This is a genomic window from Providencia sp. 2.29 (assembly GCF_015832305.1).
GTDB lineage: Bacteria > Pseudomonadota > Gammaproteobacteria > Enterobacterales > Enterobacteriaceae > Providencia > Providencia stuartii.
In genome coordinates, this window is record NZ_CP065420.1 from 3,252,370 (window position 1) to 3,275,854 (window position 23,485).

A 23,485-nucleotide genomic window follows, 5' to 3' on the forward strand; every position below is an offset into this window, starting at 1 on the left:
AAGCCTGTTTCTTTTTTTAAATTGGTTGGTTAAAATAAAAGACGACCAAGAGTTTTTTTGGTTTAGCTATAAACATGATTTGCAATCTTTTGCCACCATCCCAAAAAGTTGGTGGCTTTTTTTATGCCCACTCGAATTCATCAAACATATAAACCCTTGCAATGCAAAAAGCCCCACCGAAGTGAGGCTCTATTAATCTGGTTAAGCCAACCTAAGAACAGTTAAGGCAGCTTACCTGATAAGTATTGTCCATTTGTCCATTAATGTCAATAGCAAAGTTCAGTTATTTTTCTAACTTTAGCTACACGTTTGCGATTATTCATTGCATTTCGAAGAGGTTCATACAATAACCACTGAGCAGCTTTGAGTTTTTCGTCAACTTCTCTTCGGCATGTTCGCAATGATGGAACCTTTACTTTTCCTCCTGACCTTGTGTTCATTTTGCGAGGTTTTGCATTGTTATGGTAGTAAGATGCTATCGAAAGCTTTGACGCACCGTACACGTAGTAACTTATCAGTATCTTATAAGCCTGCTTGTCAATGGCGATGACAGAATCTATGACCTGAGAAATCAACATTCCGTCATCGTCATTGCACATCGGTCGTGTTAGATTTTTGCTTGGGTCAACTGATTGCATGAATTTGTATATGATGTTAATTTTCCTCATGTCTACTCGACCTGAGTGAACCCAAGCCCCCCACAATTCAAGCCATCCGTTAAGCCAGTCGAATTGCTCCTTTGTAAGTTCTTTCTCTCCGATGTAGCTCATCTCGCCCCCGCCAATACTTTACTCTTTCTTTTTATCGCCCCGCCAATTCCACCACGATGTATAACCATTAACTGGTTGTTTACAATGATGTGCTTTTCTGCCTTTACGTCGAATGCATATTTCTTTACTGTATTTCGCGATGCGCTTATCCAGCCAGCCACTCGAGTTTGATTTCCTCTGGCTTTGATGAGTAATTCTGGAATGGTTGTTATCTCAGCCTGCATCCTCTATCTCCCATATTGTGATATCCAAGGATCCACCCTTAACTCTCTCGCCTCGCTTAATGCGTAAATCATCTATCTGCTCGTCGTCATCCCAAAAATTAGCGTGAGTAAGCGAATCGAAAACAGCTTTAGGCAAGTTATCGAGGTCTCTTTTGCGTTTGTCTGGAGGGTTTGCAGTGATGATTATCTTGATGCGAGATGTGGTTTTGATATCTAGGTTATGTTGCTTGATGTAATCTGTTACTTGCTTTCGGTAGCCTGTACCCTTTGATGATATATAGTGCCTGCCTTTGCAGTGTCGCCAGTACGTATTTACTGAAGGCGGCCACGGCAACTTGAGGTGATATTGCTTCATGATGGTTCTATCAATCCCCCTCTGGTTAGCTCCCTAAGTGTTAAAACAATCGCCCTATCCATCAGTTGACGTCTTTCAATTCGACTCAACTTGCTGCCGTTATCAATCTCATGATGGCAGTGCTGACATAATGCTGCTGTGAGGCTATCGTCAACCTTAAGCCCCATCCCCTTATCTTCGTTTCTATGTGCTACCTGAGTGCCATAGCGACCACACAAAACACAGCATTCGATTTGAGAAACGGCTTTAAGCCATTTTTTAGAGCGGTAGATACTAGCCATACATAAACACCATCACTAAAGTAACACTCGAAAAGAATAGAATGACGTGTCGGGTTCTAATCATTTTATCTGCCTCATAGTCAGCCCATAACCGAACACTGCCCCAGTATCGATGTACTCTTGGTTAGCTCGTCTAACAGCGCCTTTAATCATTGGTGTGTGACCAAATAGAAATAGGTCAGCGCCTTTAATCTCACGCACACTCTCGTCGCCAATACGCTCACGACTCCAAATTACATACTGCTCATCTACTGGCTTGCCGAACTCGTATTCATCGGATGGATAATCAGCATGTGCAATGACCGTCTTTTTGCCATCGGCGTTTACTTCGATAATGAGAGGCAATGACTCGCACTTTTTAATGAGTTGCTTAGCCAATATCTCCTGCTCTGGATCAGACCACAAATACCAAGCGCCGCCATTAGCCATCCATACCCTGTCATTAACACCATGAAATAAAGCATCAATAGCCATTTGCTCATGATTGCCACGCACAGCCCTGAACCATTTTTCATTAATCAAGTCTAGGCATTCGACGTTTTGATCCCCCCTATCGATTAAGTCACCAACTGAAATCAATAAATCTTTTTCTTTATCAAATTCAATCTGTTGCAACTTATCATTTAGTAAATCAAAACACCCATGAATGTCACCTACCACCCAAATATGCCGATATTGATCACCATCGATTCTTAGGTAAATTCCGTTTCTTTCTTCTGTCATTTCTCTAACTCCCACTCTGCAAGTGTGATGACCAACATCGGGCTGCTGCTGCCTTCAATCTTCCGCATTGCTTCATACGCTAAATGCTCTTTAAATTTGCGCTTTAATAGCCCTGCACACTTCCTGACGGCTTCATTAGACTTATGGATAGCCCAACATAGCTTTAACGTTGTTAATGCGCTCATAAACGCTTCTGCTTCGTTTTTCATTTCCACATCCTATTAATCATTGTTCGCGGTGTTGGCTTGAGCCATTTTTGGGTTGGTAGATTGACTGATACGTCGAAATATTTCGGGTTAATATTGAGCACTTTGACTGGGGAATAACCTTGTCGCTTGTAATGCTCACAAAGTCTTTCTGCTTCTTCGTAAGTGAGAAGCCTGTATATGTGGGGTTCTTTCATTTCTCTTGCTGCTCCTTGAGTTTCATGTATTCGCTGTCGTTTGGGATGATGATTGGAATGCCTTTTTCAATACACCATGCTTCGTGTTTCTCCATCATGTAGAGCATCCGTGCTTTATCCATCTTGCGGGTTTTCTCACGCTCTCCGTTTTCATCACGACCTAGCCAGTGACCAACAAAATACTCATGCGTTTCTTCGTTAGTGATTGGCTTTGATAGAACAACCTCACCAGCGCCATTTTTAATATCAATGACAACGCCACGCGCACGCAGCCAATCGCCTGTGGTTTCTATCCACATACGCCATGTTTTGTTCATTGGTATTGTTCTGAGTTCACGCCATTCGGTGATTTTGATTCGGTAACGCTTACCAGTTTCTGTTACTTCTGAGAGAGTTTTGAAAATGCCTTTTAGATTGGATTTATGGAGACAGATATCATCCGTCAATTAAACCTCCATATCACTCACTGTTAGCTCTCCTGTTCCATGCTGCTATGGCTTCCTGTTTGCTATCCTTAAACCCCGTCTCCGCTTCGCATGAATTACACTCTGCCTTGTAGTATGTTTTATCGTCAAATTCTTCATAATCATACGTGCCGACAAAAATCCGGTCACACCCACAAAACGGGCATTTCTTGAGTTCGTTCATGCTACAACTCCCACCATTGGTATTTTCGCTTAGCTTGTAAAATTAGCTCTTGCCAAATTTTCACAGCCTCAAGTCTTAATTTGCGCTCGTTCATCATTCCCCCTCTGGCATTGGTGGGAGTGGCATCCAGTGTGTTACCGTTAGAATTCCTTTCCACCCCATCATGCCTTCGTTGTCGCTTGACTCTGCATCCTGAAACTTATTTAGCCGTGATTGCCAATGCCCTGTAGTAATACCGCGTGACCCGTAGATTAAATATTTCCCATCTTCATCAGGTGTACGCTCATTTCTCTTAACCCACTCAGTTCCCTGCATTAGATGCCTCCTGTTAAGCGCTGAAAATCAAGACGTAGCAACTTTTTCAAAACTTTTTCACTGCGATAATTACTGCTAAATTTGCGATTGTAATCTTTGCATTGTCTAAGATATTTTCGCTTTCTGTTTCTAGACTCATTTACATAAGCCCACATCAAAGTTTTATAGTCAGTTCCTTTCATCACTCAACACCTCGCTTAATTGATGGCTTTAAACTGGTAAAAATCATCGGCTGTTATTGCTGGCACTATGCAATTACCGAAAAGCACTTCGCCCTCTGGTGATTTAATAAATCTAAACCCCTTAAACTCTGCTTTGAGTTGAATGTTAACGTCCATATCGGCAGGGAAATCATCATAATTATCTAACAGATAGCTCATTGCTTCTGTCCATCGATGTTTTGCTTTATCGTCAAAATGATACCGCTGCAATAATTCGTATCCACTCATCTAGAAGTCCTTATGATTTGGTGTGTTACGGCCACAAAAAAGCCCGCATATTGCAGGCTGAGTTTTTAGAATTCACGCTGGTGTTCCGTTATTACATCCGTTGCGTTTACGGATGTTCGAACAGCTTTGTCAATTCTCTCCTGCGCATCAGGGTACTCAGTTTTTACAATAGCCAATTCATTTGTAATTAATAGCAACTTATCTTTTAAGTATTCAATAAGCTGTGCGTCCGTCATTTTTTCAGTTTTAACAATCATAATTTCCTCTCTTATTAGCTAGCATTCGATTTCATCTTGATGAGACTCTAATCTTAATCTAGTTAAGTCAGCCTGATCTAACCCTCCGCTTGTATTAGTGAAATAATACGTCTTTTCAGCTCCGGGTGCATGCCTGGATTTGGTACATATAACCTCAGTAATTCCTTTTAGTTCGGTATTAGGGTTATATTTCTCATCCCGGTAAATCATGAAAATAACATCAGCTTCCTGCTCAATAACTCCCGACTCTCTTAAGTCAGCATTCCCAGGGCGTTTATTAGTTCGCTGCTCTAGGTTGCGGTTTAATTGCGCCAGGGCGATTACCGGGCATTTAAGCTCTTTAGCCAGGTTCTTAAGCCCGGTAGCGATTTCACCTACCGACTGATTCATGTTCTCCGGGTTAGTCATTTTCATCTTTTGAAGGTAGTCAACGATGATCACCCCTAACCCGCCAGTTTGTTTATTCATTCTCCTGGCATCAGCCCGGATTTCATGAATACTCATTGATGGCTTGTCGTTGATGTAAATTGGTGAGTCTTTGATTTCAGCCAATGAACTAGATAACCGAGCCCAGGCTTCATCCATGTTCATTTTAGATTTCTCTTTGCCGAGAATTGATTCCTTATCCACCCTGGCATGATGAAATGCGACACGTTCAGATATTTGCCAGGATGGCATTTCCAAGCTGTAGAACAAAACAGGTTTAGATTTTGCTAAGCCAACCGACTTTGTGATCGTGGTGCTTAGCATTGTTTTACCCATACCAGGGCGCCCCCCGATAACAATAAAATCAGTGTTGTTGAAACCACCGAAAGCCTGGTCAATGTCTGGCAAGCCGAACTCGGTTTTATACTTCCAAATATCACCGCTGATCATCGACTCAATAATCGATAGCGACTCTTCAACGCCTGACATGATGTGTTGAGTCTCAGTAACCTGGTTATTGCTAACGTTGGATATTTCTTCCTGAATTTGCCCAGCAATATCGTGAACATGATTTACCCCTGACTCATTTATCCTGGATATCCCATCTTGAAGAATTGATATTGTTCTCCTAGCTAAAGATAGCTGTTTAACTTTCTCAACATACCCTGGCAGCATATGGATACTAGGCAAGTCTTTGGCGCATTCAGCAAGATATGGGAAACCGCCGCTATTTTTGCTATCACCGCATTGCTCAAGCTCACTGTTAACCATAATCAGGTCAATCTTCGCACCTGCCTGGTTCATTCGTTTCAAAGCCCGGAGAATTAATTTATTGCTAACAGCAGTAAAATCATCCTCGGATAAAGTCTCTATGGCACTTGATGCCAGGTCTGTATATTCTCCAGTGGCATTTAAAATCCCGCCAATTACTGACTTCTCAGCGTATAAATCACAAAACTTGCTGTTCATGTTAAATTCCTTTTTTACGCTCTGAGTATTCGCGTTTTGCTTGTTCGTAGGTTTGCGACCATCTAGCAGGAGTTAAGATCCAATCCAGGGTTAACCAACCTTTTTCGCTCAAACCAGAAAATAAACTTGATTGAGATATCAGCTTGAAGCAGGTGTCCATATGTTTTACTTCACGCCATTGCCCTTTGTTAGTCTTCCCATTCCAGACAGCTTCCAAATCTTTGTAAGCAGGTCTGCGAGGCGTCCATTCCTGGATATCAATAGCTCTCTCAGGGATGTATCTATTCCAAATTTTAATCAGCTCTTCGTGTGGGCAATCGACAGGATTGATACCGTCACGGTTTTTCCACTTGAGCGCATCTGAAAGGTAGCCATCGAAGCGAGTCATTCGACACAAGTTCTGAGGTTTCAAGTCCTTCCCTTTAGTCCAAGTCTTAACAGCCCACTCCATCACAAGTTTAATTTCATCAGCTGTGTAGCATTCGCCTTTAGCTTTGATGGTATTAAGCGCTTTTAGGATGGGTTCCGTAGATTGAAATTTAGAATTGGTTAGCTGATTAAAATAATCGAGAATTTCTAGAGCGATATCTTCCCCAACGGGGGTAAGGGGGATCTTGTCTTTATTGTCTTTTGTATTATTGTCTTTTGTGTTTGACTGTTTCGGTAAAGTGGTTTTTACCGTTTTAGTAAAGCTATTCTTTACCGTTTCGGTAAAACTTTTACTGTTTCGGTCAATGTCGGTTTCCCATTCAGAAATATTCTTATTCATTCCAATTTTTCGACCTTCCTGAATAAAGATTTTCATCCGAACTAATTGATTTTTAGCGGTGGAGCATTTAGTGCTATCAATCTTTGTCATGCTTTCAAGTTGTTCATTGCCAACCCAATCCATTTTTTTATTAAAGCCGTATGTTTTTCTCCACACAGCTATAACCATTAATAATTGGTGCTTGGTCAACCCAGCAAGCATAATCGCATCTAAGAGCTCGTTTGCTATCCTGGTGTACCCATTATCAAGATCTGCCACGTTAGGCCTCTCTTGCCGTCGTTGATTACCAAAATCTGCATATGCAACGTTACTCATGCGGCTCCCCTCCCAATAGTTCTTTCCTGTGAGCATTCCTTAGTTTTGCATCTTCAAAAGCTTCCCTAAGACGCTTTATGCCTAGAGGGGTTACTTTCCTGAGTTCCCTATCTCGCATGATGTTTTTATGCACTGCATGATAATTAAAGTCATGATTTCGTTTATTTTTCATGGTATAATTCCCTTATTCGGTTGTTGTATCAAAAAAGGGAAGCTAAGCTCCCCACCTTGCCACTAACACTGGTTGTTGATACAATTTCATAGACACTTAAATATCTAGATTGATTTGTGCCTCACTCCCTGCCGTGGTTGAGGCCTTTTTTTTAAGTCCTCCCTTCCCTTCGATTGCCCGAATGAGCCTTTCTGCATAATCACCTTCGATAACAACTTTCGTTGGCTTATCGCTGATATTTACAGAGTCAGGCGGCAATCCGAACTTACTCACCAACTGGCAAGCTAAATCGAATATTCTGGCTTTATCTCGACTGGATTTTGATGGGTGTATTCCTAGCGCCTTAGCGAGTCCGTTATTACCGACTGAATACATTTGTTGGATGTAAAACGTCATCAATTCGTTTGATGAGCACTCTACTTTGATATTTTTTGCATTTTCCATAGTCTATAGTCCTTTTAGATACAGTTAGTCCGTGACTCACGATCCTGTGAGTGTGTATTGCTCCTGATGCAGGAGCTTTGGGCGATATTGTTAAAGAGCGATTTAGTACTTATGCTGCCTTTGGCGGGAAAACGTCATCGATAGTGACGTTAATCCCATTTTCGTTAAAAAAACTAACTAACTGCCTGCATACATCTAGGTCTACTTTTCTTCGTCCAGTTTCGTAATGACCTAAGCTACTTTTTGAGCAACCTAGGTTTTTAGCTAAATCCGACTGGGTAAGTCCTAGTTTTTTCCTGTATTGGCTTATTTTATTCATCCGAACCTCCTTATTGCTCTGGATGAAGTATACATATAGTAGATTTAATTTCAATTAAAAATATACAATTTGTCGATCTACATATAGGTCTACATATCGTATTATTAGGGCATGAAAATGAAATGGTACGAACTAGCAAAGTCCTTAATGAAAGAAAAGGGCATTACATATGACCAATTAGCTGAGCGGTTCTCCGTGTCGAAGGCCGCAGTTGGTCATTGGATGACAGGAAAGAGAGAGCCAGCCTTTAATGATATTGCTGGGATACTGGCATATGTCGGTGTTCGTAATGCAACAATAAATCATGATGGAACTATTAGTATTGATGAAGGTTCAATTGAAAAACTCGAGCCAACTTATGAGTACCCTCTATTTTCCAAGGTACAAGCGGGCGCATTTACAGGTAATAGCAACACTTACACCGAAAAAGATGCGATTGCATGGATACCAACAGCTAGAAAAGCAAGTGATAACGCATTCTGGCTTGAAGTTGAGGGGCATTCAATGACCGCACCTCAAGGTGGGCGTCCTAGTTTCCCAGAAGGGATGCTAATACTTGTAGACCCAGAAGAACCTGTAGATATAGGTGATTTCTGCATAGCTAGGCTGCATGGTGATGAATTTACGTTTAAACGATTAATTCGTGAGTCTGGTCAGTGTTATCTTGAGCCATTAAATCCACGATTCGAGATGATACCGATTAATGGCAACTGCACAATCATAGGCAAGGTAATCAAGTCACAATGGCCTGACGACACGTTTTAAATGAAAAGACTGCTAGAGCTGATATCCAACGCTAACATAATGATACTGCTAGTTATTATAGCGGTGCTGGATATCATTCTATTGTTGCTGATTACATTTGATAATTAGTGAGGGTTCGATATGAAAAGATTATTAGAACTCATCAGTAAAAATAAGCTGCTGATTGTTATGTTAATAATAGCGCTAGCAGTTGGAGCAGTATTACAGTTTGCAGAAGAATCTTTTGCTTGGATTTCGGTTTTCAATGCAGAGTGACAACACGTTTTAGGAGAATGCATGGCATTTAACGACATTGAGATAGCTAACATTAAGCGGTGTATGGAGTTTTTCATGGAAAAGCGCCGACCTGCTGAACACCTAAGGGATGAGCTGGATTTAAGCTATAGCATTGAAGATGACTCCGTTGTCATATTTGAAGTAAGACGCCTTACTTGGAGTGACGGGCAAGCTCAAGAGCCGATAGCAAAAATTACACATGACAAATCTAACAGCTCTTGGTCTCTGTTTTGGATGGATAAAGACAGCAACTGGCACAACTACGATGAAATAATGCTAGGCAGTTTTTCTGACGCCATTAGGCTCGTTGAAGATGATGCCCGTGGCTGCTTCTTTGGATGACGACACGTTTTAGGGTGTGGGTGGTATTAACCTAAAAATTCTAATGATTAATTGGAATCGATTTAATATGGATAAATTTGCAATTATTAAAATAAATACATCTCCAGACTCATTAGAACAATTAGGTACAAAAGAGAAATTTTGGTTTACTTATAAAAATAACAAATACTTATTTAAGTACACAAAAAGCGTCACTGGTGAGCATTGGTCTGAAAAGTGCGCGGAAGAGATCTGTAAAGTACTTGGAATTCCGCATGCTACATACGATATAGGGTTGTGTGGAGATAGATGGGGGGTGATATCACCAAATTTTATTCCTCATAATTTCAGGATGGTTATGGGTAACGAAGTTCTTCATAATCATACCCCCGGATACCCAAAACCAGTATCTGATGTTGAAAAGCAAGTTAGGGTAAGAGAACATACAGTTGCTAGAGTATTATCTTGTTTGGAAAACAAGATATTACCACCTATATTTCATAATTATGACATTTCAGGGTTAACTTCTGGTGATGTTTTCTGTGGTTATTTGATGCTTGATGTGTTAATTAGTAATCAAGATAGGCACCATGAAAACTGGGCAATTATGCAAGATGACCAGTCGGGTAAAAGATACCTTTGCCCAACATACGATCATGCAGCTAGCCTAGGAAGAGAAATGACAGATAGAGAAAAAAATGAACGACTTAATACTAAAGATATAAACCGTTCTATATCTAAATTTGTAACCAAGGCGAGGTCTGAGTTATTTAGAACACAAAAAGATACTAAAAGATTACTTACCATTGAAGCATTCGAAGAGGCAGTAAAAACACGAAAAGAGGTAATGAACTTTTGGATATCAAAGCTACATGACCTAAATGATGAATGCCTAAAAGATATTTTTGCTAGATTAGATGAAAAATGCATTTCTGAAGTTTCTAGAAAATTTGCATTTGAGATGGTAAAAGAAAATAGAAAAAGGCTGTTGAAGCAGTTTTTCTTAGGAGATGAACATGAGTAACTCTGTATATGTTGCGTGGCAATGCCCTGAATCTAGAGGGTGGCATGTTGTAGGAAGACTACAAGAGCATCAATCAGGGTATGCTTTTAATTATACTAAGGGAGTCTATGAAGCTAAAAACTTCAACCCCTTTAGTGGAATGCTAGAGCTAGATAAGATTTATATTTCAGAAGAGCTTTTCCCTTTATTTAAGAATAGATTGCTATCCAGCAGAAGGCCAGAATATCCATTTTTCATTAAGTGGTTAGGATTGAATAATGACAATGCCTCACCAATGGAGGTTTTGGCAAGAAGTGGCGGGATTAGGGCGACAGACCAACTGCAAGTGTTTAAGAAAATCGATCCAAATGAAAATGGGAAGGTAGAGGTTTATTTTTTTGCTCATGGACTCAAACATTTTAGTGAGTCAGCAGAAAACCGAGTTAATTCCTTAAGGAAAGGTGATGAATTAAGGCTATTGCCAGATCCACAAAATGAACATGATAACTACGCAATCGCGGTGTCAGCTATGAATCCAATGGAGCTAATTGGTTACTGCCCTAGATTTCTGAATAAAGATATCTCACTGATGCTAAACGATCCGTTAGGGACAATTAAAGTAACTGTAGAACAATTGAGTGAGGACGCTCCTACAAACTACAAATTACTATGCAAGCTAACTGGAGAGGCAAACGATAGCACTTTAAACGCAATTAAAAGCAACGTAGCATATATGCCAATTGTTGAGTAATGCAATAATCAGAACACCCCATAAGCCCTCCCCGCGAGGGCTTTTTTGTGTCCTATCCCCTCCAAAGAAGTGATCTGCATTCCAATCTGAGATTTTTTTGAAAATAAATTGCCTGAAAATACATATAGTTGACTTAACCTACACCAAAAAGTCTACATTTAGTATTTACATTAGTCTACTTAACGTATACATTTAACCCCATCAAAGGCAAGCAACATGAACTACAGCCTAATGTTCTTTAACAATTTGGAAAGTCGAAACAGCATACCTACCCTGTTTAGACCCTTACGCAAAAATGCGACGTATCACTAGGCACGATCTGGTTAGTGAGAATGTTACTACTGCACGAGAGTGATTACAGATAGGAATAGGCAACACTGGCAGGTGTTAGGTATGCAAGCGCAAGAATACTAATTATAGGTCATTCAATGAGTGACCTATGGTGAGTAAACAGGAGGGGAACATGAAATCTAACATGAACTCTAAACAACGATGGAATTTAAAACGACGTGAAGCATGGATCGCCGAGCGTAGAAATAAGCCATATAAGGCATATAACGGCACGGACTGCCCGATAGCTAACTTGGTACTAATACTCAAGTCAGCACCAGACACACGCAAGCAACCACGGCTACGCAAGACGAGCAGTGAGTTCGGGGTGACGGCGAGATAAAGCAAGAACAAATATAAAAATTAAACTTATCTATTATTTTTATATTCCTTTTCATGCTCTTCAACCAAAAGACTAATAATAGCTTTTCGGTAGTAATGGTCTAGCTTGTATTTAGTCATGTAGATGTCATGATGCTCATGAATGATGCCTTTATATATAAGACTGTGCATATAAATATCATCTTCATCATTTGCAAAGTCGTCTATATCATCACCATTAATTAAGCACAAGATAATTTCTTTTTCTCTCTCTGAAAGTGATTGAATTTCTATTTTGGTTCGCCTGAATTTTAGCGACTCTTTTATATTTCTGTGCATACCTATTAATGAAGACCACAGCCACTTTAAAAAATCGCTAATGAAAAATGAAACAGGAATTAGCGTCAAAATCACGCCAATATAGGGAATGTTAAAAAAGTTTATTTTCCCATTAATAAAATTCACTACCGAATCAGGAATAAGGAAAAGTAAAAGCAACCACGTAAACAGCCAAACCATATTAAACCTCAATGATGTGTTTTGTTTTAAATAGGCAATCACTGCCTCAATCCAATTCGGCATGGTTGATAATCTCTTATTCTGTAGGGGTAAGTGGATTATAGCCGATTTCTCGCTGTAGGGGTACACGAGAACCACCTCGCCTGACGTGGTTAAAAGCAGGCACAGTTAACTAATTTACACGAGGCTTATATGAACGACATTGAACGCATAGACCGCATGATTAGCATCTTGCGAGACATGAAAAAAGACATTATTCGCCAGCAAAAATTAAGTGCTGTTAACAGCTTGGAATTGACACCAAAGAAAGCACAGAAACACAACTCAGATCTGAACTGGATAAGTATGGAGCAAGTAAAACGTCGTCACACGTTGCATTCATACGCTGTAGAACTTGGAATAGCAGACCATAAAGGCAATGACGGATACGAGGAAATAGAATTAACCGATGGTTGGCATAGATTCAACTTTCAGCCAAGAAAACCATTTAGTTAACTAATTACAGTCCATCAAGGTGGGCTGTGGTGAGTTGATTAATAGGAGGCAAATGTGACCGAATATCAAATTGAACGCATGAAAAATGAAATAGCCGAGAGAATGGAAGCTCTTGAATTTCTCAGGGATAACATTGGTTGTTTTCCTGAATACATGGATAAGGTGGCAACTGGTCGGTTATTTAGAGGCTGGCGATTTGTTAAGGCTCTAGATAACAATGAGATTATTTTTGCTAATTGCCTTCAACCTGCAATTACTAAACGTGAGTTCGATTTGGTAGTTGGTGGCATTTACTAGTTGATTAATAGATAGGAGATAGAGATGGAAATATGGTTTAAGGAATTTGAGTCACATGGGCGTCAGATTCTAGTTAAAAAAGCGCATAACTCAGAAGAGTCAAAGGTCGGAGTTCAGTATTGTTGGCCAGAGAAACTTTTCGAGGTCGATTTTGGATTATGGATAGATTACGACGACGATGATGATGAAAGTTGCGAGAAAGCGGAAAAATCTCGCGATAAGCTGTTTGATTCCATTAATCAGGAATCAGTAGATAGCGCGGTTAGCGATTTAATTCAAAAACTCAATCTTGATGACTAGCATCGTTTAGTTAATAACGGAGGGAGTATGACAGATAAAACAGGTGGAGCGGCTTTTCCTGCAAGTGGACATCCAGATATGCAGTTTGTAGCGCAGGAAGGCATGAGTTTACGTGATTATCTAGCTGCTAAGGCTATGAATGGAATTATAGCCAACAATGCAATGATTGATACGTCGACAGACCAAACGCTTGAATGGGTAGCGAAAAACGCATATCAAATGGCAGATGCAATGTTAAAGGCTAGGGGGTGATATGGAATTTAAGCATAGTCCAGCGCCTTGGATGGCGACAAAAAGAGAATATTTTATCGAGTTATATGATGACAGCGGAAGCTATGTTGGATTGACTAACTCTACAGCCAACGCCCATCTAATCGCAGCAGCACCAGAGTTATTAAGTGAGCTCATTCGACTACGAAACATAGTTGCAAGCTACAAACAGGACAGTGGCGACAATTTAGATATCACTGACGCCGTCATCGCAAAAGCCCTCGGTCAGCAGTAACCCACCACTTAATCATTCATATCGCTATTAATAGTGAGGAATACGCACATAAGGAACATAGGAATGGCAAATGATAATAACGGTTGGATTCGCTGTGATGAACAGTTGCCGTTAGCTAATAGGCGAGTTCTTATCACAACAATATATGGACATGTTGTTGAAGCGAGCAGATTAAAAGGAAATAGATTTAATCGATATGGTCAGGAGGTGACAGCAACTCACTGGCAAGACTTACCAGCACCAGCAAGGCAGTAACCCACCGCACCAACACCAGAACACTTTAAATAACTATGTGAGGTAATCACATGGGCGATAACTATTACTACGCAGCATTAATCATTATGACTGCAATTCTATTACCTCTATTGACGAGATAAATCATGCAAATCGATAAACATTTTCTACGTCTGGCTCAGGCACAGGCGCGAATCGCTATAAGCCAACGTTGTGATGATGTTTGGTGGTTAGCAATGGAATTTCTCAAAGCGAGTTACGGGAGGTCTAAGTGAATAAATGCATACAGCTTTTATTGTCAACTTTTGGATGCGACCACTCCTCATCAGGAACAATTATTACTTGTGTCAACGGAAATGACATCAAGCGCATAGACGGTGATTACGGAACAATCATCAGCAAACTACAGTTCACGGAAAAAGAACGCTACGAAAACATTAAGGAAAATGGGCAGCTTGCTGGGTTTATTGATGAAGCCATAGCAGCAGGAGACGGGCAATGGATTGTCGATTACATCAGGAGCAAAGGTAAGGTGGCAGCATGAGAATTTCAGAGCGTGAAAACTTCGTCACTATTCCAGACCGTGAGCACTTAGCAAATCAGGATGATGAGCTAACTAATGAAATAGCTCAACGGTTTTATGATGCGGTCATGGATGAAACTCCGCATCTAATACAAAAACTTAATGAATCTGAACTTGATGGCATTTGGAATGGATTATTTAAAGCCGCCAAGTCTGAAAACTTACTGAGATAATCAAAGGGAAAAATATGAGTAACTCACTAGTTTCAATGGCTGGCTCACTTGCCAAAAAGTTAGAGCTGGCTATTGATGAAAAAGACCTAATTCAAACATTGAAATCCACGGCATTTAAAGCCGAAGCAACAGACCAACAGTTTCTATCACTTCTCATCGTCGCCAATCAATACAACTTAAACCCTTGGACTAAAGAAATTTACGCATTCCCAGACAGAACAGGAATTGTTCCGGTGGTTGGTGTTGATGGTTGGGCGCGCATTATTAATGAAAACAAAAACTTTGATGGCATGGAGTTCATCATGGACGCTGACTCCTGCACATGCAAAATTTACCGCAAAGACAGGAGTCATCCTACCTCGGTTACTGAGTATATGGATGAATGCAATCGAAACACCCAGCCTTGGAAATCACACCCAAAACGGATGTTACGGCACAAAGCAATGATCCAATGTGCTCGACTAGCTTTTGGTTTTGCCGGTATTTATGACCAAGACGAGGCCGAGAGAATTACAGAAAACACACCAACGGGCGTTATTAACGGGCAAGAAAGCCACGAAAAAAGAGCTGAATTAATCGCTAAGTGTGAAGCGGCAGCAGCCAAAGGAATGGACGCATTTAAACAATTATGGACGGAGTTATCAGGGGATGAGCGAGCCATTATCGGATCCGCTGAAAAGGAACGAATTAAAAACTCTATAGCCATTGATGCTGAATTTACCGAGGTGCCAAGTGGAGCAGAGGACTAACGAATGGTATGCGGCAAGACTAGGATGTGTTACCGCCAGTAACCTATCAAAAGTAATGGCAAAAGGAAGCGGAGCAACTCGTAGAAATTATATGGCTCAACTAATTTGCGAAACACTAACAGGACAAAAGGAAGAGTCCTTCAAATCAGCCAGTATGGAGCGTGGAAACGAGCTTGAGGCAGTTGCAAGGGAAATGTATTGCCTCAATGAGTTCGACGCCACAGTGACAGAAACAGGGTTTATCCTTCACCCATCTATCGAAGGATTCGGAGCTAGCCCTGATGGGTTGGTAGATGAAGATGGACTTATTGAAATCAAATGCCCAAACACCGCAACTCACTTAGAAACGCTTAGGACAGGAAAGCCTAAAACAGAATATCTATTACAGATGCATGGGCAAATGATGTGCACTGGACGCAAATGGTGTGACTTTGTCAGCTACGACAATCGCCTTCCAGTAAACCTCGCTTATTTCAAAACACGGATTGTTTTTAATGACGAGCTAGCACAAGAAATTGAGCAAGAAGTTCGTAAATTCTTAAATGAACTCAAGGAAGAAATAGAAAAGTTAACTAAATATGCGGAGGCTTCTTAATGGCTAGTAAATTAAAAGTTTCTGATATCAAAAAATGTGCTCACTGTGGCGCAGAGTTTTATAAAAAAGCAAAACACAGCATTACCCAATGGAAAAATAGTCGATTTTGCTCGGTTGGATGCAACTCTCGTTATCATGGGGCGCTAAAGAGAAGATGCATATTCGACAGGGTTAGAGAGAAGCAAATAATCAGTCTTGATGGGTCTTGTTGGGGTTGGTCTGGAGCTATGGATAACCACGGACACCCAATAATATCCAACAGAGTCAGAGCAAATAAATCTCCAGAAAAGGCTCATCGAGTTAGTTATGAAATGTACAAAGGGGCGATACCTGATGGTGCGGTTATCATGCACAAATGTGACAACCCTGCCTGCACAAATCCTGACCACTTAGAAGCAGGAACCCAAAAGCAAAATATGATGGATTGCTCAAGAAAGGGAAGGTTAAACCCCAATTCATTAAAAAATTTAGTTAGCGGGTCAAGGGGGTATCTTGGCGCTGCTGTTGATAAAAATAAGGTGAGCCATGTCAAGTAAGGGCGTTAATAAAGTTATATTAATTGGTCGGTGCGGTGATGACCCATCTATACGTTACATGCCTAACGGCGGCGCTGTGGCAAACCTAACTCTGGCAACTTCTGAAAGCTGGCGCGATAAGCAAACCGGTGAAATGCGCGAGAAAACAGAGTGGCATAAAGTGGTGATTTTCGGCAATTTAGCTGAAATTGCAGGCGAATATCTGAAAAAAGGAAGTCAGGTATACATCGAAGGTTCTTTGCAAACCAGAAAATGGCAAGACCAGAGCGGTCAAGACCGATACACGACAGAAGTCGTTGTGAATATCGGCGGCTCTATGCAAATGTTAGGCGGCAATAGCAATCAGGCAGGAATCCAGCAACCAGCGCGACAATCTCAACAGTCACAGCAACAATCGCCGCAGAATGAGCCACCGATGGATTGGGATGACAATATTCCCTTTGCCCCTATCGGGCTGCAATACTCACGCCACGCTATTTATGTGATTTAACCAAAGGATATATTTGCAAGGATGCAAACAGGAGATAGATATGACTATTGAACAGTTACAAGAAGAAAATGCGAAGTTGAAACAGGCGATTATCAGCATTTACAAAAACACGGAAGAAATCACACTCAATGGCGAAGATGGCTATTACGCAGTAAAGCAAAGTGTTATTGATGATGTTATTGACTTAACGGAAGATTAATTTAACTCGCAGGGATGCAATGAATAAAAAATGCCGCCACGGCGCGGACGGCAAGGGGACGTGCAGGAATGAAGCTTATAATTTATCTGTGTATGCAGTTTAAGAATAGTTAACGAGCAGGATTTGGCAAGATATTTAGACAAAAAAAGCCGACACAGGGAGCATCGGCGAAAGTTGCACAGCTTGTCATTAACCTTTCTGGCTTAAGTGTAGGTGATGATTAAATATTTGCCATGAAACGTTTTAATCCTAGCGATTAAATATATGCAATAAGAGGGATGAATATGAAAGACAGAATCAAGTTTAACGATGCAATGTTAGCGGCTGTCATGGATGGCAGAAAAACACAGACACGTAGACTGATTGAACCACAGCCAAAAGTAACCGAGGATGAATTACGCAATTTAGGTGCATGGCAAGATGGTTACACACTATCAGAGCAAGTATGTGCAGCATGGAGGCATGGTTTTGTTGATGTTGATTGTCCGTATGGTGAAATTGGCGACATCATCAAAGTTGCAGATAAAGACGGTAATATCAAAGGGAAAATTGAAATTACTGATGTTTGGGTTCAGCAAGTACAGGAGATATCGCAGCAAGACGCAATGAAAGAAGGCGCACCACCAAGCCACCCTTCTATTGATATTGTGTCGCGTGAATATGGTTTCCCTGACTTTTCTCGTTCGTGGTTCGCTCAAACATGGATAGATATATACGGCGAAGATAGCTGGAATAATAAAGAATGGGCGTGGGTTATTGAGTTTCGCAGAATTTATTGATTATCACTACTTAACTAAATTTTAGATGGTATAGTCAGCTCTCAACTATAAGGAGAGTGACATGGAATATTTACTAATTAAAGATAATAATGAAACAGAAGTTATAACCTGTCTTTATAAAAAGCAAAAAACGAAAGGCCATAGATTTGGAGATGCAGTAGAACCCACTGTAAGTGATAAATACAGAACCACTTCATTTAAAATAAGTGGTTATTATTATAATGTTGCATATGAAACTAAAGTGCCAACAGAAGAAGAATTTATAGAAAAGTCATCTGGATTATTAGATGGCAAAGGTGGCTACATAAAATAATTAATTAACAAATATATCCAACACCCTGCACTAGCAGGGTTTTTTATACCTAAAATTCAGGAGTAAGCATGGATAAATCAAGGCAGCAATTTGAAGAGTGGTTTGCACCACAGAAAGAAGAAATGAAGCGGAATGGGTTAGGTATGATTTCGATAACGAGAATGCACCAGCGCCAATGGATGGCATGGCAAGCATCACGCGAGAGTTTAGAAAAAGAACGCGACGAAGCCATTAAGCATTTAATTCTAGTTTTCCAACAATACGCAAATAGCGACCATTTATTTATGTCGGCTGGTGAAGATGCTTGCGAATTTTTAGAGGATTTAGGCTACGGAATTGATACTGGTCGAACTCTTGAATTAACCGATAAAGGTAGGCAATTAATTAAAGAAGATTGGGAGTGAAAATAAAATGAAGCTACTTGCCTTAAATGACGAAGAGTATTCTTTATTGCAGAATATATTAAACAACTTTGTATTACACGGCGTAGAAAGCATCCCAAATGACGATAGTTGCAATGTACTTAAAATGAACGACCGGATTAATGAGCTAAAAGATGTAGAGCCTGTTGGTTATATAACTCCTGTTTCTGGACTTCTTCTTCGTAGAAAACAAAAAGCATTTATTTACCCAGAAAAAACAGAAACTAATATCCCACTATATCGATTGGATTAAATAATAATGAAGCTATTTGTACTGTTATTAATTTGGCAGGGATATGTTACGCCTGTAACCGATACATTATACACACAGCAAGAATGCGAGAGCCGTGCTATGCAGATAATGATGGTGCGGGATGTTGAGATAGTTTGCGGTGAGGTGATTAGATAATGAAAATAACAATCGAATGTAAAGATAATGAGTATTTATTTGCTCTAGAAGCGGCAAAAACAATTATCAGTAATAAACCAGATGTTAATGCGCTAGCTGTGGCTACTGGTGATGGAAAAACAGCGTACGGTAAGAAATCACACGCAGGTAATTACAAGATAACTGTGAAGGATTAATCAATGAATAAATACACTGAACTATCTGACTTCGAGATTAATAAAGCTGTATTTCACAAAGCAAAAATAAAGCATAAATATTTTAGATTCTTACCTAATGGCGTTATTACTTATAATATCAAAGGTAAATATCAAGTATTCGACCCATGCAACAACCCATCCGATGCAATGCCGATTATTATTGAGAATAAATTAACTTTGTCACCAAGATACGATAGCGACGAGTGGATTTCTGAATCTCTTTTTTATCATGATATTTACTCAGTAAATAAAAACCTATATCGCGCCGCTATGGAAGTGTTCTTAATGATGAAGGATGCGGAGAATGAAAAAGTATGACTTAATTCTCGCTGACCCGCCTTGGCAATATAATAATAAAGCATCAAACGGAGCGGCAACCAATCATTACAATACTACCGACTTATATTCCCTATCCAGATTACCCATAGAAACTATAGCCTCTGAAAACTCCGTACTGTGCATGTGGTACACGGGTAATTTTGCACTTGAAGCAATTAAGCTATCCGAAGCATGGGGATTTAAAGTTAAAACTATGCTTGGTTTCGTGTGGGTTAAATTAAATAAATTGGCAATGGAAAGAATAACAAAGCAAATACAAAACGGTGAGCTATTCGATGCCTACGATTATATGGATATTTTAAATAACGAAACGAAAATTAATGGTGGTAATTACACTCGTGCAAATGCAGAAATATGCCTGATAGCTGTTCGTGGTAATGGTCTACCACGTCAGTCCGCCAGTGTTCGACAAGTTGTTTACTCATGCCTTGGTGATCATAGTGAAAAGCCAAAGGAAGTACATCACAGGTTAGAGGAACTATATGGAGACGTGCCACGCATCGAATTATTCGCTCGTGAAAAATTTGGCGATTGGGATGTATTCGGGGATCAGGTGGAAAGCAATATTCAATTTAATAACGTATTGAAAATAGCATAGGTGAATTATGGACATTATCGACTCAGCAAACGAACTCAACGAATTAAGAATTCAAGCAGCATTATCAAATCGCCAGCCGATAGTTAAATCAATAAACGGAATGTGCATCTGGTGTGAAGAAATGCCAGCAAAACCAAATAGCGCATATTGCAGTAAAGATTGCGGGGATGATTATGAGAAATATAGAAGGAAGAATGGATGATGTAACGCTTGAAAACGGACGCCGAAAGATAGCAAGGGAATGCAGAGACAAATTAAAGCAACTCAAAAAACTCAGCGATAAACAAAGCGCGGCAATACTTAAAGATTACCTTCCGAAGTTTCAATTAACACTCAGCGAAAAACACAAGAAATTCCCACCGATTATGTGGTTGACTTATTACGTCAACTCTATCGATAAGGAGATTAATAGTGGATGACTCTCTTTATACAATAAAAGAATACGCATCGATGATCCGGCTGTCATCTTCAACGGTATACCGCAACCCTGCTAAATATTACATGTTCAGGGTCGGTAGCTCATGGAGAGCAAACAAGGAAAGCCTGAAAAAGTTTGAACAGGCGCAGTTTAACGACAATAATGTCTATCGGCTGGCTGTAGTCGGTAGCGGGAGGAAAACATGCCGATCTACAAAAGAGGTAAGAAATACTGGGTTGACGTTACAGCACCAAGCGGAGAAAGAATTAGAAAATCTGCTGGCACGGAGGATAAAGTCAAAGCCCAAGAGTATCATGACAAGTTAAAACATGACCTATGGCAAATGGAAAAACTGAACAGGATTCCTGATAGGTCGTTTGAGGAAATGATGTTGTTGGCTTTAAAAGATGCCGAAGGACAAGCATCATTTCCTACAAAACTTGCCTACGCTGAATATTTCCAGTGTGTATTTAAAGGAAGGAAAATATCTACAATAACCAGTGATGAAATAGCTAACTCTTTGCCCGTTTATAATCCAAAAACAAAGAGAAAGCTATCCAACGCAACACAGAATAGATATCGTTCTTTTATTATGCGTGCATTTTCACTAGCTCACAAGATGGGATGGCTGGCTCGGTCAACATACATCCCACGAATGAAAGAGCCCACCGTAAGGGTTCGATGGCTGGAGAAATGGGAGGCTGAGCTGCTCCTATCAAACCTTAAAGTTAAGTGGATGAGGGATTTCGTAGCAATCGCATTGCTTACAGGAATGCGTAAAAATGAAATATTATCATTAAAATGGAAGAGTGTTGATTTAGCTAGAAGGGTTGCTCACGTTACTGCTGATAACGCGAAATCAGGGAGAGCCAGACCAGTTCCGCTAAATGACGTGGCCATTGAGATTCTAAATGGAATTGAAAAGGATGGTGAATATGTGTTTTCCAACAAAGGAAAGCGAAGGAATAACTATTATCGTGAATGCTATTATCAAGCGTTGATTGATTCCGGTATAACTGATTTCACTTTTCACGACTTGAGACACACTTGGGCAAGTTGGCACGCACAAAGTGGAACTCCGTTAATGGTGTTAAAAGAAATGGGAGGATGGGAGACATTAGAAATGGTTCAGAAATATGCTCACTTTAGCGGTCAACATTTAACCAAATATAGTGAGCACGTCACAATTTCGACACAGCCGAAGAATGAAGCCAGCCAAAAGCCACACTTAACTCTTTTAACTGGCTGATGTATAACGATTAATTTCACACATCCAGAATTCAAAATCACTTCAACTTTAGACTATGAATCCGAAGCCGCCATCATGGCGAATATGCCTTTAATCACACAAGGACGGACAGTGATCAGTATTGCGCACCGTTTGAATACTATCATGCATGCGGATCGCATTTGTGTAATTTGCGACGGTAAGGTGGCTGAAATGGATAACCATCAAAATTTGCTTCAGCAAAATGGGTTATATGCACATTTATGGCGGCAGCAAACTCAATAATAGTACCGTCAAAGCACCAGCATGCGCTCGGCTGGTGCTTTTTCCAACAAACAGCTCTTTTTTTTACTATCAATAACTTTCGCTCGACATACGCTATGGTACAAGGGAGTCAGCTAGGGTATTATTGCGCGCTGGATTATTGGTATACGCCCTTTAGCAGTAAAAATATATGGCAAAAGAACAAACTGATCGCACCACCCTTGATTTGTTCGCTGAGGAACGCAGGCCTGGGCGACCTAAAACAAGTCCGCTGTCGCGGGATGAACAATTAAGAATCAACAAACGTAATCAACTTAAGCGTGATAAGGTCAAAGGACTACGCCGCGTTGAATTAAAACTTAATGAAGATGCTGTCACGATATTGAATCAATTGGCGAATGAAAAAAACATGAGCCGTAGTGAGTTGATAGAAGAGATGTTAATGTCACAGCTAGCGCTAGTCTATGAGCCTTCTGGTCAATAGTTTCGTCTTCATAAACCACACAAATTCGACAGATTTATTCACGCTTTTTCGCCAAAATAGGGTCAAAATTCTAGGTACTTTAGTTCAAATTTAGCCCTATCTGGCTTTAGTAAACCAGATTGGAAAAACAAGAGGTTATTCACTTTATGGCAGTCATAGGCATTTTCTTCGGTAGTGACACTGGTAATACAGAAAATATTGCCAAGATGATCCAAAAGAGATTAGGCAACGAGAACGCGGAAGTTCATGATATTGCAAAGTGCAGTAAAGAAGATATTGAAGCATTCGATATTCTGCTTCTCGGTATCCCAACTTGGTACTATGGTGAAGCCCAATGTGATTGGGATGACTTCTTCCCAACACTCGAAGAAATTGACTTTGAAGGTAAACTTGTTGCTTTATTCGGCTGTGGCGACCAAGAAGACTATGCGGAGTACTTCTGTGATGCGATGGGAACCATTCGCGATATTATCGAGCCACGCGGTGCAGTGATCGTCGGTCATTGGCCAACTGATGGCTACCATTTTGAAGCATCTAAAGGAATGGCGGATGATAACCACTTTATCGGCCTTGCTATTGATGAAGATCGCCAGCCGGAACTCACCGAAGAACGTGTTGATGCATGGGTACAGCAAATTTCAGAAGAGATGTCTTTGTCTGAAATTTTAGGCTAATCGACTAATTAGAAATAGGCTTATTAATACTATTATAATAATGCGACAAAGCATGGTTTCTATTTTTTATTTCCATGCC

At 40.3% G+C, this 23,485-nt stretch carries 47 protein-coding genes and 1 pseudogene; 31 read left to right on the forward strand and 17 right to left on the reverse strand.

The genetic code is table 11. From position 1 onward, the window contains the following. Positions 1-266 precede the first annotated feature (266 nt). From I3B46_RS15250 to I3B46_RS15325, 16 genes are all read right to left on the reverse strand, one after another. Positions 267-770 carry an antiterminator Q family protein gene (locus tag I3B46_RS15250; protein WP_196993075.1) on the reverse strand — a complete coding sequence of 168 codons (504 nt, stop codon included), beginning with the start codon at positions 768-770 and terminating at the stop codon, positions 267-269. Beyond that, positions 767-994 (reverse strand): protein ninH, encoded by a 228-nt coding sequence (locus I3B46_RS15255; protein WP_196993076.1) that lies wholly within the window; start codon positions 992-994, stop codon positions 767-769. The genes I3B46_RS15250 and I3B46_RS15255 overlap by 4 nt, the downstream gene beginning before the upstream one ends. Continuing rightward, positions 984-1,349: a RusA family crossover junction endodeoxyribonuclease gene (locus I3B46_RS15260; RefSeq protein WP_196993077.1), complete on the reverse strand. Its 366-nt coding sequence runs from the start codon at positions 1,347-1,349 to the stop codon at positions 984-986. The genes I3B46_RS15255 and I3B46_RS15260 overlap by 11 nt, the downstream gene beginning before the upstream one ends. Next, entirely contained in the window at positions 1,346-1,630 is a 285-nt protein-coding gene (locus I3B46_RS15265) for a hypothetical protein (protein WP_196993078.1), read from the reverse strand. Before I3B46_RS15265 ends, I3B46_RS15260 begins: the two co-directional genes overlap by 4 nt. Before the next feature lie 60 nt (positions 1,631-1,690). Continuing rightward, complete coding sequence (locus I3B46_RS15270) at positions 1,691-2,353, reverse strand: metallophosphoesterase (protein WP_196993079.1); 663 nt, start codon at positions 2,351-2,353, stop codon at positions 1,691-1,693. Then, on the reverse strand, positions 2,350-2,562 hold the full coding sequence (locus tag I3B46_RS15275) for a DUF7740 domain-containing protein (protein WP_163762123.1): 213 nt from the start codon (positions 2,560-2,562) through the stop codon (positions 2,350-2,352). The genes I3B46_RS15270 and I3B46_RS15275 overlap by 4 nt, the downstream gene beginning before the upstream one ends. Before the next feature lie 190 nt (positions 2,563-2,752). Beyond that, complete coding sequence (locus I3B46_RS15280) at positions 2,753-3,202, reverse strand: hypothetical protein (protein ID WP_171831258.1); 450 nt, start codon at positions 3,200-3,202, stop codon at positions 2,753-2,755. Positions 3,203-3,215: 13 nt separating this feature from the next. After that, on the reverse strand, positions 3,216-3,404 hold the full coding sequence (locus I3B46_RS22745; RefSeq protein ID WP_159287725.1) for a Lar family restriction alleviation protein: 189 nt from the start codon (positions 3,402-3,404) through the stop codon (positions 3,216-3,218). Between the two features lie 93 nt (positions 3,405-3,497). Continuing rightward, entirely contained in the window at positions 3,498-3,719 is a 222-nt protein-coding gene (locus tag I3B46_RS15290; RefSeq protein ID WP_196993080.1) for a DUF551 domain-containing protein, read from the reverse strand. Between the two features lie 197 nt (positions 3,720-3,916). Beyond that, positions 3,917-4,168, reverse strand: a complete 252-nt coding sequence (locus I3B46_RS15295) for a hypothetical protein (protein WP_163768517.1) — start codon at positions 4,166-4,168, stop codon at positions 3,917-3,919. 65 nt (positions 4,169-4,233) lie between these two features. Next, entirely contained in the window at positions 4,234-4,425 is a 192-nt protein-coding gene (locus I3B46_RS15300; protein ID WP_196993081.1) for a hypothetical protein, read from the reverse strand. Between the two features lie 18 nt (positions 4,426-4,443). Beyond that, positions 4,444-5,820 (reverse strand): replicative DNA helicase, encoded by a 1,377-nt coding sequence (locus I3B46_RS15305; RefSeq protein WP_196993082.1) that lies wholly within the window; start codon positions 5,818-5,820, stop codon positions 4,444-4,446. A 1-nt stretch (position 5,821) separates the two neighbouring features. Beyond that, positions 5,822-6,904: a replication protein gene (locus I3B46_RS15310; protein WP_196993083.1), complete on the reverse strand. Its 1,083-nt coding sequence runs from the start codon at positions 6,902-6,904 to the stop codon at positions 5,822-5,824. Further along, positions 6,897-7,076 carry a hypothetical protein gene (locus I3B46_RS15315; RefSeq protein ID WP_072502857.1) on the reverse strand — a complete coding sequence of 60 codons (180 nt, stop codon included), beginning with the start codon at positions 7,074-7,076 and terminating at the stop codon, positions 6,897-6,899. Before I3B46_RS15315 ends, I3B46_RS15310 begins: the two co-directional genes overlap by 8 nt. A gap of 96 nt (positions 7,077-7,172) precedes the next feature. Continuing rightward, on the reverse strand, positions 7,173-7,520 hold the full coding sequence (locus I3B46_RS15320; protein WP_196993084.1) for a hypothetical protein: 348 nt from the start codon (positions 7,518-7,520) through the stop codon (positions 7,173-7,175). A gap of 109 nt (positions 7,521-7,629) precedes the next feature. Continuing rightward, entirely contained in the window at positions 7,630-7,839 is a 210-nt protein-coding gene (locus I3B46_RS15325; RefSeq protein ID WP_196993085.1) for a helix-turn-helix transcriptional regulator, read from the reverse strand. A gap of 117 nt (positions 7,840-7,956) precedes the next feature. Between I3B46_RS15325 and I3B46_RS15330 the strand changes: the two genes are divergently transcribed. The 6 genes from I3B46_RS15330 to I3B46_RS15350 all read left to right on the forward strand — a co-directional run bounded on the left by I3B46_RS15330 (position 7,957) and on the right by I3B46_RS15350 (position 11,628). Continuing rightward, entirely contained in the window at positions 7,957-8,604 is a 648-nt protein-coding gene (locus I3B46_RS15330; RefSeq protein WP_196993086.1) for a LexA family protein, read from the forward strand. Between the two features lie 120 nt (positions 8,605-8,724). Further along, the gene (locus tag I3B46_RS22505; protein ID WP_255531743.1) at positions 8,725-8,859 is read left to right on the forward strand and encodes a hypothetical protein; all 135 of its coding nucleotides are present in this window, start codon (positions 8,725-8,727) and stop codon (positions 8,857-8,859) included. A 21-nt stretch (positions 8,860-8,880) separates the two neighbouring features. Continuing rightward, complete coding sequence (locus I3B46_RS15335; RefSeq protein WP_004916513.1) at positions 8,881-9,222, forward strand: DUF3024 domain-containing protein; 342 nt, start codon at positions 8,881-8,883, stop codon at positions 9,220-9,222. Between the two features lie 67 nt (positions 9,223-9,289). After that, positions 9,290-10,225: a hypothetical protein gene (locus I3B46_RS15340; protein WP_105874279.1), complete on the forward strand. Its 936-nt coding sequence runs from the start codon at positions 9,290-9,292 to the stop codon at positions 10,223-10,225. Beyond that, a complete protein-coding gene (locus tag I3B46_RS15345) occupies positions 10,218-10,955 on the forward strand; it encodes an HIRAN domain-containing protein (protein ID WP_223854686.1) in 738 nt (245 codons plus the stop codon). Before I3B46_RS15340 ends, I3B46_RS15345 begins: the two co-directional genes overlap by 8 nt. A gap of 463 nt (positions 10,956-11,418) precedes the next feature. Further along, on the forward strand, positions 11,419-11,628 hold the full coding sequence (locus tag I3B46_RS15350) for a hypothetical protein (protein WP_231405868.1): 210 nt from the start codon (positions 11,419-11,421) through the stop codon (positions 11,626-11,628). A gap of 26 nt (positions 11,629-11,654) precedes the next feature. Here I3B46_RS15350 and I3B46_RS15355 read toward each other — a convergent pair whose 3' ends face one another. Then, positions 11,655-12,188, reverse strand: a complete 534-nt coding sequence (locus tag I3B46_RS15355) for a super-infection exclusion protein B (protein WP_196993088.1) — start codon at positions 12,186-12,188, stop codon at positions 11,655-11,657. A gap of 129 nt (positions 12,189-12,317) precedes the next feature. Between I3B46_RS15355 and I3B46_RS15360 the strand changes: the two genes are divergently transcribed. From I3B46_RS15360 to fldA, 25 genes and pseudogenes are all read left to right on the forward strand, one after another. Then, positions 12,318-12,620 (forward strand): regulator, encoded by a 303-nt coding sequence (locus I3B46_RS15360; RefSeq protein ID WP_196993089.1) that lies wholly within the window; start codon positions 12,318-12,320, stop codon positions 12,618-12,620. A 54-nt stretch (positions 12,621-12,674) separates the two neighbouring features. After that, positions 12,675-12,917, forward strand: a complete 243-nt coding sequence (locus I3B46_RS15365; protein WP_105874282.1) for a hypothetical protein — start codon at positions 12,675-12,677, stop codon at positions 12,915-12,917. Positions 12,918-12,941: 24 nt separating this feature from the next. Further along, on the forward strand, positions 12,942-13,217 hold the full coding sequence (locus tag I3B46_RS15370) for a hypothetical protein (protein WP_196993090.1): 276 nt from the start codon (positions 12,942-12,944) through the stop codon (positions 13,215-13,217). A 27-nt stretch (positions 13,218-13,244) separates the two neighbouring features. After that, the gene (locus I3B46_RS15375) at positions 13,245-13,469 is read left to right on the forward strand and encodes a hypothetical protein (protein WP_196993229.1); all 225 of its coding nucleotides are present in this window, start codon (positions 13,245-13,247) and stop codon (positions 13,467-13,469) included. Position 13,470: 1 nt separating this feature from the next. Continuing rightward, positions 13,471-13,722, forward strand: a complete 252-nt coding sequence (locus I3B46_RS15380) for a hypothetical protein (protein ID WP_196993091.1) — start codon at positions 13,471-13,473, stop codon at positions 13,720-13,722. Between the two features lie 63 nt (positions 13,723-13,785). Continuing rightward, complete coding sequence (locus I3B46_RS15385; protein ID WP_196993092.1) at positions 13,786-13,977, forward strand: DUF551 domain-containing protein; 192 nt, start codon at positions 13,786-13,788, stop codon at positions 13,975-13,977. A 250-nt stretch (positions 13,978-14,227) separates the two neighbouring features. Beyond that, on the forward strand, positions 14,228-14,500 hold the full coding sequence (locus I3B46_RS22510; RefSeq protein WP_150376433.1) for a hypothetical protein: 273 nt from the start codon (positions 14,228-14,230) through the stop codon (positions 14,498-14,500). Beyond that, complete coding sequence (locus I3B46_RS15395) at positions 14,497-14,712, forward strand: hypothetical protein (RefSeq protein ID WP_121874695.1); 216 nt, start codon at positions 14,497-14,499, stop codon at positions 14,710-14,712. Before I3B46_RS22510 ends, I3B46_RS15395 begins: the two co-directional genes overlap by 4 nt. A 14-nt stretch (positions 14,713-14,726) precedes the next feature. Then, complete coding sequence (bet, locus tag I3B46_RS15400) at positions 14,727-15,461, forward strand: phage recombination protein Bet (RefSeq protein ID WP_053110606.1); 735 nt, start codon at positions 14,727-14,729, stop codon at positions 15,459-15,461. Then, a complete protein-coding gene (locus I3B46_RS15405; protein ID WP_196993093.1) occupies positions 15,445-16,056 on the forward strand; it encodes a lambda exonuclease family protein in 612 nt (203 codons plus the stop codon). Before bet ends, I3B46_RS15405 begins: the two co-directional genes overlap by 17 nt. Next, positions 16,056-16,592, forward strand: coding sequence for an HNH endonuclease signature motif containing protein (locus I3B46_RS21885; RefSeq protein WP_231405869.1), 537 nt, complete (start codon positions 16,056-16,058; stop codon positions 16,590-16,592). Before I3B46_RS15405 ends, I3B46_RS21885 begins: the two co-directional genes overlap by 1 nt. After that, the gene (gene ssb / locus I3B46_RS15415) at positions 16,582-17,082 is read left to right on the forward strand and encodes a single-stranded DNA-binding protein (RefSeq protein WP_163762141.1); all 501 of its coding nucleotides are present in this window, start codon (positions 16,582-16,584) and stop codon (positions 17,080-17,082) included. Before I3B46_RS21885 ends, ssb begins: the two co-directional genes overlap by 11 nt. Before the next feature lie 40 nt (positions 17,083-17,122). Beyond that, positions 17,123-17,281: a hook protein gene (locus I3B46_RS15420; RefSeq protein WP_163768728.1), complete on the forward strand. Its 159-nt coding sequence runs from the start codon at positions 17,123-17,125 to the stop codon at positions 17,279-17,281. Between the two features lie 284 nt (positions 17,282-17,565). After that, the gene (locus tag I3B46_RS15425) at positions 17,566-18,060 is read left to right on the forward strand and encodes an ASCH domain-containing protein (protein ID WP_196993094.1); all 495 of its coding nucleotides are present in this window, start codon (positions 17,566-17,568) and stop codon (positions 18,058-18,060) included. A 61-nt stretch (positions 18,061-18,121) separates the two neighbouring features. Next, on the forward strand, positions 18,122-18,373 hold the full coding sequence (locus tag I3B46_RS15430) for a hypothetical protein (RefSeq protein WP_196993095.1): 252 nt from the start codon (positions 18,122-18,124) through the stop codon (positions 18,371-18,373). 68 nt (positions 18,374-18,441) lie between these two features. Further along, complete coding sequence (locus I3B46_RS15435) at positions 18,442-18,777, forward strand: hypothetical protein (RefSeq protein WP_196993096.1); 336 nt, start codon at positions 18,442-18,444, stop codon at positions 18,775-18,777. Between the two features lie 7 nt (positions 18,778-18,784). After that, positions 18,785-19,048 carry a hypothetical protein gene (locus I3B46_RS15440; protein ID WP_196993097.1) on the forward strand — a complete coding sequence of 88 codons (264 nt, stop codon included), beginning with the start codon at positions 18,785-18,787 and terminating at the stop codon, positions 19,046-19,048. 155 nt (positions 19,049-19,203) lie between these two features. Beyond that, the gene (locus I3B46_RS15445; RefSeq protein ID WP_004916560.1) at positions 19,204-19,380 is read left to right on the forward strand and encodes a hypothetical protein; all 177 of its coding nucleotides are present in this window, start codon (positions 19,204-19,206) and stop codon (positions 19,378-19,380) included. Positions 19,381-19,383: 3 nt separating this feature from the next. Beyond that, positions 19,384-19,719, forward strand: coding sequence for a phage protein NinX family protein (locus I3B46_RS15450; protein WP_196993098.1), 336 nt, complete (start codon positions 19,384-19,386; stop codon positions 19,717-19,719). Continuing rightward, positions 19,706-20,338, forward strand: coding sequence for an MT-A70 family methyltransferase (locus tag I3B46_RS15455; RefSeq protein ID WP_014657846.1), 633 nt, complete (start codon positions 19,706-19,708; stop codon positions 20,336-20,338). The genes I3B46_RS15450 and I3B46_RS15455 overlap by 14 nt, the downstream gene beginning before the upstream one ends. Positions 20,339-20,511: 173 nt before the next feature. Continuing rightward, positions 20,512-20,757 carry a hypothetical protein gene (locus I3B46_RS15460; RefSeq protein WP_196993099.1) on the forward strand — a complete coding sequence of 82 codons (246 nt, stop codon included), beginning with the start codon at positions 20,512-20,514 and terminating at the stop codon, positions 20,755-20,757. Between the two features lie 201 nt (positions 20,758-20,958). After that, on the forward strand, positions 20,959-22,005 hold the full coding sequence (locus I3B46_RS22515) for a tyrosine-type recombinase/integrase (protein WP_196993100.1): 1,047 nt from the start codon (positions 20,959-20,961) through the stop codon (positions 22,003-22,005). A 39-nt stretch (positions 22,006-22,044) separates the two neighbouring features. Further along, a pseudogene (locus tag I3B46_RS22520) lies at positions 22,045-22,269 on the forward strand (type I secretion system permease/ATPase); the annotation flags it as partial. A 169-nt stretch (positions 22,270-22,438) separates the two neighbouring features. Beyond that, entirely contained in the window at positions 22,439-22,732 is a 294-nt protein-coding gene (gene ybfE / locus I3B46_RS15475; RefSeq protein ID WP_004918124.1) for a LexA regulated protein, read from the forward strand. 146 nt (positions 22,733-22,878) lie between these two features. Then, positions 22,879-23,406, forward strand: a complete 528-nt coding sequence (fldA, locus tag I3B46_RS15480) for a flavodoxin FldA (protein WP_014657842.1) — start codon at positions 22,879-22,881, stop codon at positions 23,404-23,406. Positions 23,407-23,485: the final 79 nt, after the last annotated feature.